This is a genomic window from Bradyrhizobium sp. Unk1, from assembly GCF_059512345.1.
Genome location: NZ_JCAMOP010000087.1, coordinates 1 through 12,450, shown reverse-complemented (window position 1 = coordinate 12,450; position 12,450 = coordinate 1). Strand labels below are relative to the sequence as shown.

At 58.1% G+C, this 12,450-nt stretch carries 16 protein-coding genes; 8 read left to right on the top strand and 8 right to left on the bottom strand.

Going from position 1 to position 12,450, the window contains the following annotated elements; all coding sequences use genetic code 11:
* Positions 1-153, top strand: a 153-nt coding sequence (locus tag AC5ZFO_RS45900; RefSeq protein WP_496123991.1) for a DUF3892 domain-containing protein, incomplete at its 5' end; no start/stop codon positions are given.
* A gap of 105 nt (positions 154-258) precedes the next feature.
* On the opposite strand, the gene AC5ZFO_RS45895 is transcribed toward AC5ZFO_RS45900, so the two are convergent.
* The 3 genes from AC5ZFO_RS45895 to AC5ZFO_RS45885 form a co-directional block, all read right to left on the bottom strand.
* Positions 259-642 (bottom strand): hypothetical protein, encoded by a 384-nt coding sequence (locus AC5ZFO_RS45895; RefSeq protein ID WP_496123988.1) that lies wholly within the window; start codon positions 640-642, stop codon positions 259-261.
* Between the two features lie 254 nt (positions 643-896).
* Positions 897-1,193 carry a hypothetical protein gene (locus AC5ZFO_RS45890; RefSeq protein ID WP_496123987.1) on the bottom strand — a complete coding sequence of 99 codons (297 nt, stop codon included), beginning with the start codon at positions 1,191-1,193 and terminating at the stop codon, positions 897-899.
* A gap of 183 nt (positions 1,194-1,376) precedes the next feature.
* Positions 1,377-1,586 carry a hypothetical protein gene (locus tag AC5ZFO_RS45885; RefSeq protein ID WP_496123986.1) on the bottom strand — a complete coding sequence of 70 codons (210 nt, stop codon included), beginning with the start codon at positions 1,584-1,586 and terminating at the stop codon, positions 1,377-1,379.
* Positions 1,587-1,728: 142 nt separating this feature from the next.
* Here AC5ZFO_RS45885 and AC5ZFO_RS45880 point away from each other — a divergent pair, with 142 nt between their 5' ends.
* The 4 genes from AC5ZFO_RS45880 to AC5ZFO_RS45865 all read left to right on the top strand — a co-directional run bounded on the left by AC5ZFO_RS45880 (position 1,729) and on the right by AC5ZFO_RS45865 (position 5,736).
* The gene (locus AC5ZFO_RS45880) at positions 1,729-2,370 is read left to right on the top strand and encodes a tyrosine-type recombinase/integrase (RefSeq protein ID WP_496123985.1); all 642 of its coding nucleotides are present in this window, start codon (positions 1,729-1,731) and stop codon (positions 2,368-2,370) included.
* A gap of 64 nt (positions 2,371-2,434) precedes the next feature.
* Positions 2,435-2,848 carry a tyrosine-type recombinase/integrase gene (locus AC5ZFO_RS45875; RefSeq protein ID WP_496123984.1) on the top strand — a complete coding sequence of 138 codons (414 nt, stop codon included), beginning with the start codon at positions 2,435-2,437 and terminating at the stop codon, positions 2,846-2,848.
* 393 nt (positions 2,849-3,241) lie between these two features.
* Entirely contained in the window at positions 3,242-3,877 is a 636-nt protein-coding gene (locus AC5ZFO_RS45870) for a hypothetical protein (RefSeq protein WP_496123983.1), read from the top strand.
* A gap of 953 nt (positions 3,878-4,830) precedes the next feature.
* A complete protein-coding gene (locus tag AC5ZFO_RS45865; protein WP_496123982.1) occupies positions 4,831-5,736 on the top strand; it encodes a reverse transcriptase domain-containing protein in 906 nt (301 codons plus the stop codon).
* Between the two features lie 247 nt (positions 5,737-5,983).
* On the opposite strand, the gene AC5ZFO_RS45860 is transcribed toward AC5ZFO_RS45865, so the two are convergent.
* The 3 genes from AC5ZFO_RS45860 to AC5ZFO_RS45850 are packed head-to-tail and all read right to left on the bottom strand — an operon-like array spanning position 5,984 to position 7,699.
* Positions 5,984-6,511: a GNAT family N-acetyltransferase gene (locus tag AC5ZFO_RS45860; protein ID WP_496123981.1), complete on the bottom strand. Its 528-nt coding sequence runs from the start codon at positions 6,509-6,511 to the stop codon at positions 5,984-5,986.
* Complete coding sequence (locus AC5ZFO_RS45855; protein ID WP_496123990.1) at positions 6,508-6,849, bottom strand: PaaI family thioesterase; 342 nt, start codon at positions 6,847-6,849, stop codon at positions 6,508-6,510. The genes AC5ZFO_RS45860 and AC5ZFO_RS45855 overlap by 4 nt, the downstream gene beginning before the upstream one ends.
* A gap of 46 nt (positions 6,850-6,895) precedes the next feature.
* Positions 6,896-7,699, bottom strand: coding sequence for a GH12 family glycosyl hydrolase domain-containing protein (locus AC5ZFO_RS45850; RefSeq protein WP_496123980.1), 804 nt, complete (start codon positions 7,697-7,699; stop codon positions 6,896-6,898).
* Position 7,700: 1 nt separating this feature from the next.
* On the opposite strand from AC5ZFO_RS45850, the gene AC5ZFO_RS45845 reads away from it, so the two are divergent.
* Together AC5ZFO_RS45845 and AC5ZFO_RS45840 are read left to right on the top strand one after the other, a co-directional pair.
* Complete coding sequence (locus tag AC5ZFO_RS45845; RefSeq protein ID WP_496123979.1) at positions 7,701-7,955, top strand: hypothetical protein; 255 nt, start codon at positions 7,701-7,703, stop codon at positions 7,953-7,955.
* Between the two features lie 402 nt (positions 7,956-8,357).
* Positions 8,358-8,873, top strand: a complete 516-nt coding sequence (locus AC5ZFO_RS45840) for a hypothetical protein (RefSeq protein ID WP_496123978.1) — start codon at positions 8,358-8,360, stop codon at positions 8,871-8,873.
* On the opposite strand, the gene AC5ZFO_RS45835 is transcribed toward AC5ZFO_RS45840, so the two are convergent.
* Complete coding sequence (locus AC5ZFO_RS45835; protein WP_496123977.1) at positions 8,870-9,046, bottom strand: hypothetical protein; 177 nt, start codon at positions 9,044-9,046, stop codon at positions 8,870-8,872. The two genes, AC5ZFO_RS45840 and AC5ZFO_RS45835, sit on opposite strands and share 4 nt — an antisense overlap.
* A 1,314-nt stretch (positions 9,047-10,360) precedes the next feature.
* Here AC5ZFO_RS45835 and AC5ZFO_RS45830 point away from each other — a divergent pair.
* Positions 10,361-10,483, top strand: coding sequence for a hypothetical protein (locus AC5ZFO_RS45830; RefSeq protein WP_496123976.1), 123 nt, complete (start codon positions 10,361-10,363; stop codon positions 10,481-10,483).
* A 439-nt stretch (positions 10,484-10,922) separates the two neighbouring features.
* On the opposite strand, the gene AC5ZFO_RS45825 is transcribed toward AC5ZFO_RS45830, so the two are convergent.
* On the bottom strand, positions 10,923-11,873 hold the full coding sequence (locus AC5ZFO_RS45825) for a class I SAM-dependent methyltransferase (protein ID WP_496123989.1): 951 nt from the start codon (positions 11,871-11,873) through the stop codon (positions 10,923-10,925).
* Between the last annotated feature and the right edge of the window lie 577 nt (positions 11,874-12,450).

Below are 12,450 nucleotides of genomic sequence, written 5' to 3'. Positions count from 1 at the left end.
GCGTGGGAATTCTATGTCCAGGAAGACGGGCTCACTGCTGGTTTGATCGTGGCCAAACACGAAGGGCACAAGTACATTAAGACGACGGCAGACGGCATTCAGCCAGACAATCTTCTTTCACTCGCTGAGTGCCCGTCCGTCCTCGCCCTGTAGCGAAGGCATCCGCAGCTAAGACCGTGCCCTCCGCAGCCTAGCGCTTTTTCCTTTCGGCCGCTTTGACGCGGGTGCCGATGGCAAATTGGCCTGTCTTATGCGTGGTCATTCCTCAATTCGGGAATAAGTTTCCGTGACGTGCGCGACCGTAAGCTGGTAACCCTGCGTTCTCGCCTCCGGAATATCCGCCAACCGACGGTCAGAGGGGAGCGTGAGTCGGGAGCTGATGTTGAAGTGAGGATACCTGCCCTTGATCTGTGGATGTAGTTCAGCCGCAACTTCCACGTCTGACGTCGCAATGTATCTGCCACCCCACATCTCGATGATGTTCTTTAAGAGGTAAGTTGGCTTTGCGAGCCTCTTTGTGGTGGTTTGCGCATCAAGCCACTCAAACGCGATCCTGATGCAGTCATCGTGTTCATGCACATTGGTCGGCTGTTGGTATCGGACGCGTTTTTTGGCCTCGGAGATTTGTTGAGTGGTGAGCATACGAGATCATCCTCATCGCGTCCGCCGCATTGCTAGCGTTGCTACAGACCGTCGATAAATGTCGGGCCCGTTTCGGCGGCACTACCGACGCCTTTGTTCGCGAACAAGCGCGCAGCGGCTTCCCGCCCCCGCTCTTATCCTCTACCATAGCCCAAGCGCCAAGCAAGGAAAGCGCTGGCGCAAGCTAGCAATACGAACGCACACCCAATTTTTCGGAACGACTTACCTCTCATCTGGCACAATGCATTCAGGGGTCATTGCGCCTGATCCATCGTCGGGCGCGAGTTGTCCTTCCCGCATTTCACCTCGATTAGATCAAACAGATCTGAACCTCCAACATTCATAAAATTCCGGCCCACTGAAAGTGCCGCCAAACTTACAGAGGTTGTATTGCCGACGTCGAAGGTTGTGGGTGACCCCACATACCATCTGCCGTCCGATCGCTTTGAAAATGCCGAACAGTCGATCGTGTTGGACTGCGCGTCGTGCGCGAAAGCCGCGTTCATGAGAGCAATCGGAGATAATAGGATGCAAGCAATATTCTTCAGCATGGCATGGACCACCAATGAAGGGAGACACCATATGCTGAGGCACTCGCTCCGAGCTAACAAGCTACCAAAAGTTGGAGGGAAGCCATTCTGGAGCATCGCGACGTACAGTGACAATCTCTTGGCTCTATCTGAGTGCAGATGACCAAGACGCGCGGTGCGGTGGGGCCAAACCTCGTCGCACCGTCAGCCAAACGGCTCCTGCGACGGCGTGGGCCGACGAACCTCTGCAACAAGGTCGACGTACTCCTCCGGGCCACGAATGATGACGACGAATCGATGGTTAAACGAATCCTCAACTGAAACGCCGACCACGGTGCAGGGGCGCCAGGCTTGGCGTCCGGCACCGTCGCGAACCGCGAACTCGGCTTCGTAGTTAGAGACGGGGATCATCACGCGGACACCTTCCTCAGCTGCACAGCGCTGCCGTCCCGCGCCGGCAGGAACTCAAAAGCATCGCCCGCCGCAGGGATTGATGGCGTTGAGGAGGGTGGCGTTCCCGTTCTCATAACGAGTGCGCCCACGTATCGCACATCGCTTGTATCTCCACGTCACCCCTGCCGGGGGCAAGCACTGGCGGTGCCGATATGAGTTCGGCGGCAAGGAGAAGTTACTGACAATCGGACCCTACCCCGCTGTCAGTCTCATTGACGCACGCGCCAAGCGCGAAAGCGCAAAGGACATCCTGCGACAAGGGCGTGATCCCAGCATCGCCAAGAAGTTGGAAAAGGCCAAGGTAGCGGTGAGCGATCACGCGACATTCGAGTCGATCGCTCGCGAATGGCACGCGCTTAACAAGCCGCGTTGGACGCCAGTTCACTCCAATGACGTAATCCGCAGCCTTGAGCGCGACGTGTTCCCCGACCTTAGCGCGCTGCCTGTCCGGGAAATCCAAGCACCTATCATCTTAAAGACACTTAGGAAGATCGAGGCCCGCCCAGCGATCGAGACCGCCCGGCGCGTGAGGCAGCGCATATCTGAAGTGTTCGTCTACGCCATTGCGAGCGGACGGGCAGACACCGATCCAGCCTCAATGCTCCAAAGTGCTCTTGCTCCCCTGATCAAGGGGCAGCGCCCGGCCATTACGGATCTGAGCGAAGGCGCGCGCGGTTCTCAGCAAATTCGAAGCCGAACCGGCGCACACGGTAACGAAGACTCGCTCGCCGGCTTCTCGCTCTGACAGCGGTGGGCCGGGTAAGCTGATTCAGACGCCGTGGAGTGAGCTAGACGCTCTTGACGGCGACGTGTGGGTAATCTCGGCCTCGCGAATGAAACTCATTCGGAAGCGCAAAGAACAGGACGCATACGATCATATGGTGCCACTGTCGCGGCAAGTGCAAGATGCCATCAGCGTACTGCGCACCATCACGGGCGGCGGTCAACACGCTTTCCCAAACACATGGCATCTTCATCAGCCGCTCAGTGAAAACCCGATCGGCTACCATCTGAACCGTATTGGGTACCGGGACAAGCACGTCCCACATGGCTGGCGCTCATCGTTCTCGACTATCATGAATGAGCGCTATCCGGCCGATCACGACGTGATCGAGCTGGTTCTAGCCCATAAGCCGGAGAACGAGGTTGCGGCAGCGTATAACCGCGCAAAGCATCTGCAACGGCGCCGTGAGCTTCTTAGATTTGGGCTGATCTGGCATTGAAGGATGCTGGATCGGCGCAAACGTTGTTAGCGACGCGTCGTCGCTAGATCGCCTTCAACAACTTCAGCGCGAGATCAGATCAGAACTCATCGCTGAAGTCGGGCTTACCGAACTCATACAAAACCATGTCGCGCATTTCCGTCACGTCGGCCGCGTTGTTCAGCGGAGGAGAATGATGGTCTCAACCGCGCACAGCAACCGCATTCTCTTCTCAGCATAAGGTCCTCTGGCCTGCGCAACCATCTGGTATGCCGCCCTTACGGGCGGATGCTAATTGTTCAATGCTGTTGCTCTGCATGGCGAATTCCCTCTTAGAACGAAAGACTATCTCGCCAAATCTTTTCCGACAACTATAACTACTTATCGATTTTTGATAAAAACTAGAAGGCGATCATGCGGAGCGATAATGACGGCAGTGATGCCGTAGCAGTTCTTTCATCCGGCCAAACACTGAAAATCCACGGCGTGACTCTTTATCCGACTGAGAACATCGCCATCATCAGCGGCCTTAGGTCGGAAGCCGCATCAAAGATGGGGGGCGTATCAACCGGTGTCGGGTTCATTGGCTCGCCGACATGGGCCATCGGCGCGGGTGTAGCGCTGGGCTTTCTCGAAAGCGTGGCTTCCGATGCGGCCCGAAAAAACGGCCTGAAGATGTTCGCAGAAGCCGACCGGCAAACAGATAAATTGTATGCCCAAGGGCTACTGTTTCGGATGAACGATGTCACGAACAGCGACAGGCCGTTGCCTGCGTCTTGGTCTGCAACCGCCTTGGTTGATGACTATCAAAGTATCGGACATTTACAGCGTAAGCAGCGCGACGCCGTGCTCTCACAAAACAGGCTAACAGAAGCAAACCTCGTTGATGGGCATCTGATGCCTATCAAACGCGAGCGGCTGTACTCTCTCAACGGCGATGAATTTCTAGCGGTTGATGCAGACTTCGGCTTGATCAACATTCGATGGTCTAGCGTCGTTGGGTACATCGGACCAAATCGGAATGGACCGCCGTCGCTGCCACCAGCTTAGCTAACGGGTTCGCTGGACTACAATCGACGAAGACATTTTATAAGCGGAGCATTGGTATGAAAAACCAGCGTGCTCAATGCTCACCTCCTCATTTTCCCTTAGTAGTGCTTTCTTCCGGCCAAAGCCCTAGCAGGCAAGCCGGGACCGAGTCTTGCGGGCGTCGCGGTAACGCGGGGTCTGAAGTGTAGACAGGAGCCATGCGGGGTGCGGGAATGAGCCTCGAAAGGTGGAAGTTCGCGGAGGCCGAGTGTGTTCCCTAAGCACGAAGGCAGCACGAGCATCGTCGATAGGCGAGACGATGTAGCTCCGTCGGGGTCGATGGCCGGATCACGCATGGAAGGCAATCATCGGAACATGAAAGGCCCGACCAGGTCCGCTGGATTGGTCTCCAGTGGGGGGCAGCGGCAAGGCACTGCCAGAGCCGCTGTCCGAGCTGAGGTCGGGAGTCGGGCTGGTTCATAGTACCTGTGAAATCGTCGAAGGTAAGGAGACGCATGGAGGGAAGGGACCAGCCCGAGCGGAGCCTGCGCGAGGAGGCCAGGGTCCGGACAAGAGCCGGGTCGCCCTGTTGCCACACCTTGAGCGGGTGAACGCGGCGGCCAAGCAGGCTGCCCAAACCCGGTTCACGGCCCTGCTGCACCATGTCGACGAAGACGCTCTGCTCAGGGCGTTTCGAAGACAAAAGCGGCAGGCCACGCGGGGGTCGATGAGGTGACGGTGGCGAAGTACGAAGGGCAGCTGACGGATAACATCCGCGGCCTACACGGGTCGCTACCGGCCACAGCCGGTGCGGCGCGTCTACATCCCCAAAGCCGACGGCGGCAAGCAGCCTCTCGGTGTGCCGGCGCTAGAGGATAAGATTGTCCAAAGCGCGGTGGCCGAGGTGCTGAGTGCTGTCTACGAGGCCGACTTCCTCGGGTTCTCCTACCTTCCCGCCGGGGCGGAATCCTCACATGGCGCTTGATGCCCTGCATACGGCGATCATGAGCCAGCGCGTGACCTGGGTGCTCGATGCCGACCTACGCAGCTTCTTCGGCTCGGTCGACCACGCGTGGCTGTTGCGGATGGTGGCGCACAGGATCGCCGATTCACGCATATTGCGGCTCATCGGGCTGTGGTCGCGAGCTGGCGTTCTTGAGAGGGGTGAGAAGCAGGAGACGGACAGGGGCACGCCGCAAGGGGCGGGCATCAGCCCACTCCTTGCCAACATCTTCCTGCACTACATCCTCGATCTCTGGGTCCCGCAATGGCGTCGTCGCCACGCACGCGGTCGCGTTGTGACCGTGCGCAATGCGGACGACTTCGTCATGGGCTTCGAGAGCAAGGCAGATGCGCAGGAAATGCTCTTGGCCCTTCGTGCGCGGCTGGCCAGCTTCGGCCTGACGCTCCATGAGGACAAGACGCGGCTGATCGAGTTTGGTCGGTTCGCGGCCGTCTCGCGTCAGCGGCGCGGTGAGCGGCGGCCCGAGACCTTCGCCTTTCTCGGCTTCACCCATTATTGCGGGTGGACCCGGGATGGCCGGTTCATCGTGAAGCACAAGACGGAAGGGAAACGCCTGACGTGTAAGCTGACGGCGTTGCGCCAGGAGACATGGCGGTTCATGCATGCGCCACTGGCCACGCAGCACGAGCGGTTCGCCGCCATGCTGCGCGGGCACTATGGCTACTACGGCAGGCCGCACAACTATCCAGCGCTCAACGGCTTCTACCGGGAAGTGCGTCGGACCTGGCTGCGCTGTCTGAGACGCCGCAGTCAGAAAAGCTGGCGCATGGGCTGGCTGGAGTTCGAGACCCTGACGGCACGCTTCCGACTGCCAACTCCACGCATCACTCGAACATGGGCGCAGGCGCGGATATGACGCGGGTGCCCTCGGGAAGAGCCGGGTGCGGGAAAGCCGCATGCCCGGATCTGTGAGGGCGAAGCCGAATGGCCTGGCTACTCGACCACGACCGGTGAACTTCAGTCGTTCACATGCCATGAACAAGGCTGCAATGTCAGCGATGCTCCCCGATGATGACGATCTATCGGGACGGGACCCGGCGATCTTGTCTGCGCATGCCAAGCCCTTCAGTAATGATCACAATTGCGAAGCCAGCGATGCAGTATTAGAGAAGCTTGTAGAAGAAGGTCGCCGAGCGATATGTTCCGTCAGAGGCGAGCACACAACCGGGTATGATACCCACCTGCTTCCATCCGTCGCTCTCGTAAAGACGCTCGGCAGCAGAACCTGTGGTCGTACTGAGCGTTAACAGCTTCTTTCCCTCTTTTCGTGCTAACTCGCTGACAGCCGAGAGCAGCCAGCGTCCGACGCCGCGACGGCGCGCTCTTCTTTCAACCAGGACTTTGATGACTCGAGCGCTATGCAATTGGTTCTCAGACTCGGCAGGTATCATCTGGACTGTGCCAACAATCCGACCTGTGCTATCTTCCGCAACTAGCAACACGCGTTCATTGCAAATGACCGCGTCCGCGACGCTACGCCAGTACACCAGCGCACGTCGTCGAGATAGCGGTGGCAGAAAGCTGACTGAGTCGCCACGGGCGACGCAGTCGATGAGGATGTCGGCGAGACGCTCCAAACGCCCATCGACTTCGTCAGCGCCGATGCGCCGTACCTGAATATCGTCTGTCATCTGATTTTGGAGAGAGCGAACCGATCACCCCTGGCTAGGCCGGACGTGCTTGCTGCGGGTGGCCAGTCGAAGATCCGAGTTGTTGCCGTGGCGCTGGCTATTAACCTACCCTTTTCGCTTTTTCTTTGTGGCCGCCGGAAAAATGACGGTGTTTGTGCGATGAACGATAACGGCTCGACGAAGAGCGGCCCGATCACCGTCGGTCGCATGAAGTTCGTTTTCATTTCAACAGTGGGAGCCATATGATGGCCACCAAGGAATGCCGATGCGACCGGGCCCACGGCGGCGTCGAGCATGGCCGTGATCATGCCGCCTTGAATTGTACCAATAGGACTCAACAAGTCGGCAATTGCTGCATACTCAACTAGAATCCTTCGCCGATCTTCACTTTGAGGTCACGGTCCAGTTATTGAACTTGAAGTCCATTCCGCCTGGGGAGGAGGTGATCTCGACGCCGTATTGGACGCTACCGACGTGTATGTCGCCGAAGTGGCCCTTCGACTTGATCCACTCTAAGATGCGTTTGATGTCGACTGTCCCGCTGTTGCTCTTCGAGGTGGGCACGAGCGAGATGACGTTGTGACCATTGTTCCCTTCAAACACGTTCCAGGTCGTCCCTCCCACGTCGACGTTAGTGTAGACCGGGATCGCCGCCCCGGAGGGATCCGGTCGATAATGATAAGAAATGGGCTTAACGTTGCCGCTACCGTCCGAGTTTCCGGTGTAGTTTGTCCAGATCATGATCTCATGCTGGTTTGAGCTGTCCCAAATATCATAGGCGGTGTCCCAGGCGCCGCTTTTAGGAACATCCTGATTGAACGTCGAGCTCAAAGTGTTGATTGCACTGAGCGGCTTTCCGATATGGACGGCCTCGTGCGGATAGCTCTTGATGCCACGAGTTCCAGGCTGGTTCGACCACACGCTCCACCGGTTCGCACCGTACACCGAAATGGTCTGAGGCCCGGCACCACTGCCCCACACGTCGTTGTTCCAAGAGTAGCCGGAGCGTGAAAAATCCCCATACGGAGCGCTCGAACTCCAAATCGGGGCCTTTGCCGGTACAGGGGCGGCAGCCGATGACCTGACGTCGTTCACAGCCTGCCTAAAAAGATCATGATGCCCCTGTGAATAGACGTATCCTATCGGGGACTCTGGCGAGCCGGCACCCTTTATCCGATTGGAATCCATAATGCTCTCCTTGCTCTTATGGGAACAAAGCCTGTTGCCGGTCCGCCAGCGGGTCGGCATCGTGGACCGGCTTCGAATTCTAGGAAGGTTGGCTTTCGAGAAGCTGACTAACGCGAGAGTACGCGGTGCGCGCCTGTCCGTTTCTTTTCCAACCCACGCACTGCGGCGCAACGAGAAGGATTTGCCCGAAGGTGATTGCGAGGCCGCCGGGATCATGATCCGGCGCCGATCCTGGCGCCATCTGCATTCTGAGTGACGCGCGATTCGTCTCACGCGCCGACAGGTTGCTGAATCATTTGGGAGTGAGCCTACAAGCTTTGGCAGGCGACGAAACCCAACGACTTAAGGTATCGAGGCGCGGGCGCGAGCGGCACTTCGCCGTTCCGCAGCAGGGGGCAAGCGCCGCTCAAAGGCTTCAGATCGCTTCGGCTGCCAGCGCCAATCCAACGAGCTGCTTAATGTTCATGCCCCGTTCGGTCTTACCGTACGATTTTGAGCAGCTCTTGTTCTGCCCCCGATTTAGCGGGCGCGAATTATTTACTCGAAAAGGTCGATGCCTCTAACTGAACACGTTGCGACTGTACTTCCAGAGACATCCCCGGCGACAGGCTCGCAGCCGACTGCGCCGAATCATCATTCAAAACGAAAGCTGCCTCCGATGACGCACAGGCAAACCTTGTTTAGACAGAAGTGGCTTGTTTCTGGAGCTGCAATCATATTCTGTTCGGCGCGGCCCGCGCTCGCTGCTGACGTCCCCAGTGGGACGGAAACAGCGAACACCAAAGAATTCGTTACGTATTTCAGCCCGAACGATTTCAAGGTCCTTAATTCTGATGACCTTCATGACGCTCCGGCTAAGTTCATCGGGAAGCCTATCGAGCTTCGAAACGTGAGATGCCTCTACGCCATGGAGGGCTACCACTGCATTGCACCTTTGCCCAGCGCGGTTACGGTTGTTTTTGCAGATTCTGCCGCACCGGCGGCCGAACGGGAAGCCTTGAGAAACGACTGCGCTGCAATCCAGATGATGGCGAAGTCGCACGCCTGCCGAAAGAATATTCGAATTATTCCAGATGACTTGACCGAAAGTTCTCTCCCCAACGGCGTTGGAAAACGCGTCGTTGTGAGGGCCGAGAAAATTGAAGTCCTACCGGCGTCGCGACCGGAGCGTTAACACGTCGGATGTCCGCGTGTTGCTCCGTCATCGATCTCGATCAGCACGTTTTGGGGGCACCAGTTTGCCAGCGGACCGCGGATGGAGTCGATTCGCTTGGCAGGCAGGCTGTCCGCATAGTGCAACGGAAAAGTGAACTGGATCCCATTGTCGGGAATGATGCTGATGTTCATTTTCTTTCAGTCAATCGGGAATTATGGGATTAAATGGCCTCCTGACGGCTACAGCCGTTTCTCCTCGGTACCGTAGGCGGTCTTGATGCGGTGGTCCACCCTGCTACGTACAGTAGTACTGCACTTCTTGCCGCTGCGGATGCTGCGGATGTTGGCGTCGGACCAGAATAGGCCGAACAACTGCACCTGCATTAGCAACGTCTATCTTACGAAACCCGTTCGTCGTCCGAGTTCTCTGACCCTTAGCCGTTCCGGGTTCCCTTCCACGTCCAACGGGTGTCCCCAGCCATTCAGGATGGCGGCCCTAAGGTCATCCACCGTGGCGCTCTCACTGTCGAACGCTTCGACTAAGAATCGTCTTACGCGCATCGCCCCGACTTGCTTCTGCGGATAGCGCCAGGGAGGCAGAACGTCGCTTGACTGATGTCTACGGGAACAGTGTCGCCGTTGCCAAACTCGAAGTGATCCCTCCACCAAATCCCCTCAGCCCCCGGCTCAGAAGAAGAATGCTATCGGCAGTGTGGAAGACGGCAGATCGCCAGATGCCGTCAACAAGCACCTCCACGCAATTCACCAACCTTCGGAAGTTTCTTTTGCACTGGACTCTCCGGGTACTGTCCAGAATCTTTCGCACTTTTGATCAGGCGACGGCTCCGGTCTCAGAGAGTTGTGGCTGATAGAGCGGTTGTGAATCGACACCAAACATTGGCCCCGCACGCGCGAAGTCAAAAGCACTTGGGACGCCGATCGGCGTCCGGACCCCACGCCGATTCACAACGAGCTAGGGTCGGGGCAGCCTGGCCTGCCGACGCGGCTTGTCGCCGGCCTGTTCATTAGCCTTGCGCATTCGGAGGGGGCAGGACCGCAGATCGTCCTCGCCCATAGCGAGAATATCGAAGGCGTAAAGCTGCACTTCGGTCGTGCCTGCGGGAGTGGAGGGCGTTGAAATCAGAGAGGCCATTGAGGCCAAGAATCACGGCCTCGCCGTCGATACGACGGAGCCGCGGATCGTCCGGAGATCAAGGCCGCCGATCTCATGTCGCACGGTAAACTGCGTCGCGAGTGCGTCGAAGCGTTGAAGGAGACGATCCCGCGAGGAGGCGGCCGACCTGGAGGCCCTCTAGTAGTATCTCGGACCCGACGGCTATTTTCCCGAACTGTTCGAAAGCAGGGCCGAGCAGATCCGCGAGCGATTAGGGGGCGCGGACCTGCGAGAACTGGTTGGCCGGCTTCTGGATAAGACCAATCTGCCTGACTGCCTCGGAGCGGGGCTCGGCGTGCAGGCCGCCTCGCGCTGGGCGGCGGATTGAGGGGATGGTGACGGAAGAGGAATCGGCCAATGCCGTCGCCGACGCGGATGGGTCGGCAAGATCGGCCGCCGGTGCTGCGTCGGTCAATACCGTCGGGGCCGGCGCGACCGCCCGCGGCGGCGCGTGATCTCACCGGCTTCCTTGAACAGGCGGCTCTTTGTAGGATAGCTGTGAATCGGCGCGGGGGGCTGACCGATCGGCGCCGGGGTCACTTTACACACACACTTCCGGCACTTGCAAAATCAAGACTTTAGCCTGCGAGACGGACTGATTGAGGGGGCACATTTCGATCAGCATTCACAGGACAACCCTGATCGTTGGGAGGATGCTCAGTTCAACCCTGCATCGGCGCCGCCTCGAGCCTTCTTCGCCGGCGGGCTGGCGAAAAAGGCCGACGATCGGCCTATTATCCGGCCGGTCGCCGGCGTGGGTACGCCGCAATGCGGAGCTGTGGTCCCTCAGCCGATCACGCCTTTACCATCCCGCTCCGAGCGGCGATGAGCCCGGCGTGCACGAGCACGGCAAGTCCTAATCCGGCGAGCCGATATTACCTCAACACGAACCGGTCACGGCTCCAGCGCGACCTGCAAGCCCTCGTTTGCTTCGACATGAACATAACGGGGCCCGATCGGCCGCCCCCTGCCGCTGGCGACGGTGACAATGTCTTTCAGAGGCATGGCGCGCACCTCCGCCTCAGGGCGGGACAAGATCAGATCGGCGTGAAACAGCCCTTCGGATTCAAGGCCGCTAGCATCGACGCCAAGAGCCGCCAAGCTCGCCAAACAACTTTCAAATTCTTCAGCATCGCGAAAGCGACGTTGGATAAACGTCGCGCCGGTAAGACGTTCAGTCACAAGGCCACGCTTGGCAAACGTCGCGGCCAAAGACTCGAACGGGAACATTCGTAGCACGAAAGAGATGATCCATGGACGCTTTGTTGCATCGAGAATTTTGCTGAACGTTTTTTCGGTGACGTAGCCGATGCAACCCGTCGACAAAATAACATCTGTTGAGCGGAGAATGCGCGCGCTGTCCGTCGACAGCGCCTCCTTTTCAAGATCAGCGACAATGCCCTGCTCCAGGAGACCAACATCCGTTGCATAGCTGATTGCCGGCGCGGACACATCGAGGCCGATAAACCGCGCCAAACCGACATCAGGCCAAGCTGCATAAAAATTGCGATCAAGACCCACCAATGCTTCAGAACTGATCGCCCTCATCTCGCGCCGGGCATAGCGGTGACGCAAGCCTCCGAAGGTCAGTGGAAACCGATGCACTGCCGCGTTGATACCGTACGAACAGCCAATATCAAGCACGACCGGCTTAAGGCCGGTTGCCGAAGCTTTCGCTGTCAGAATTTGGCGCACAACCGGCTCAGCCACGTCCGGGATCATATAATCCAAGTCTCCCAGGACAGAGAAATATGCTCTCGGGTCATCCGAAGCATAAATATCATCGAATACGGCTTTAGACCGATTGATACGCGAAAAGTCTGTCTGCAACCCAATTGCTCCCATCGTATTTGCGAACCACTCGACGGCTGTTGCCTCCAAGTAATCGATGCCTTATCGCAGAGATTGGCCGAAGCATAAACCCCATCGCGCGCTTTTTCAGTCTTACTTCGAGAAGACGCGCTCTCATTGCAGAGCATGTGTGAGATTTCTCCAAAGAGGCTACGAGAGTCCTCGGCATTTGGGTTGTGACATTGAGGACCTCTTGAATTTAGCAAGAAGGCCGTCCTCGGCGTGTCGTCGAACCATTTTTCGAACTTGATGATCCCGGCCGCGCCGAAGCTCGAAGATGCTGCAAAGCCGTTTCCACGCCGAGTCACAAGAAGAAACCCCAAGACTCGCTGATCACCATCGTCAGAAGCTGTGCGTGCCCGACGGAACGATCGAGCCAGTGCGTCGAGTTCTATCCCTGCATCGGTGGATGCGCCGAGGCGGCAGGAAAGCGTTTGCATGGTGAATTGGAAGGTTTGGGATCCGGCAAGATCCCGATACGCGCCCTTCGCCTCGGTCGTGCCCCCAGAGGTGGTGTAGCTCGGTAGAGCAAAGCCGCCCGGACGCGCGCCTCAGATAGCGCCGTAGCGGG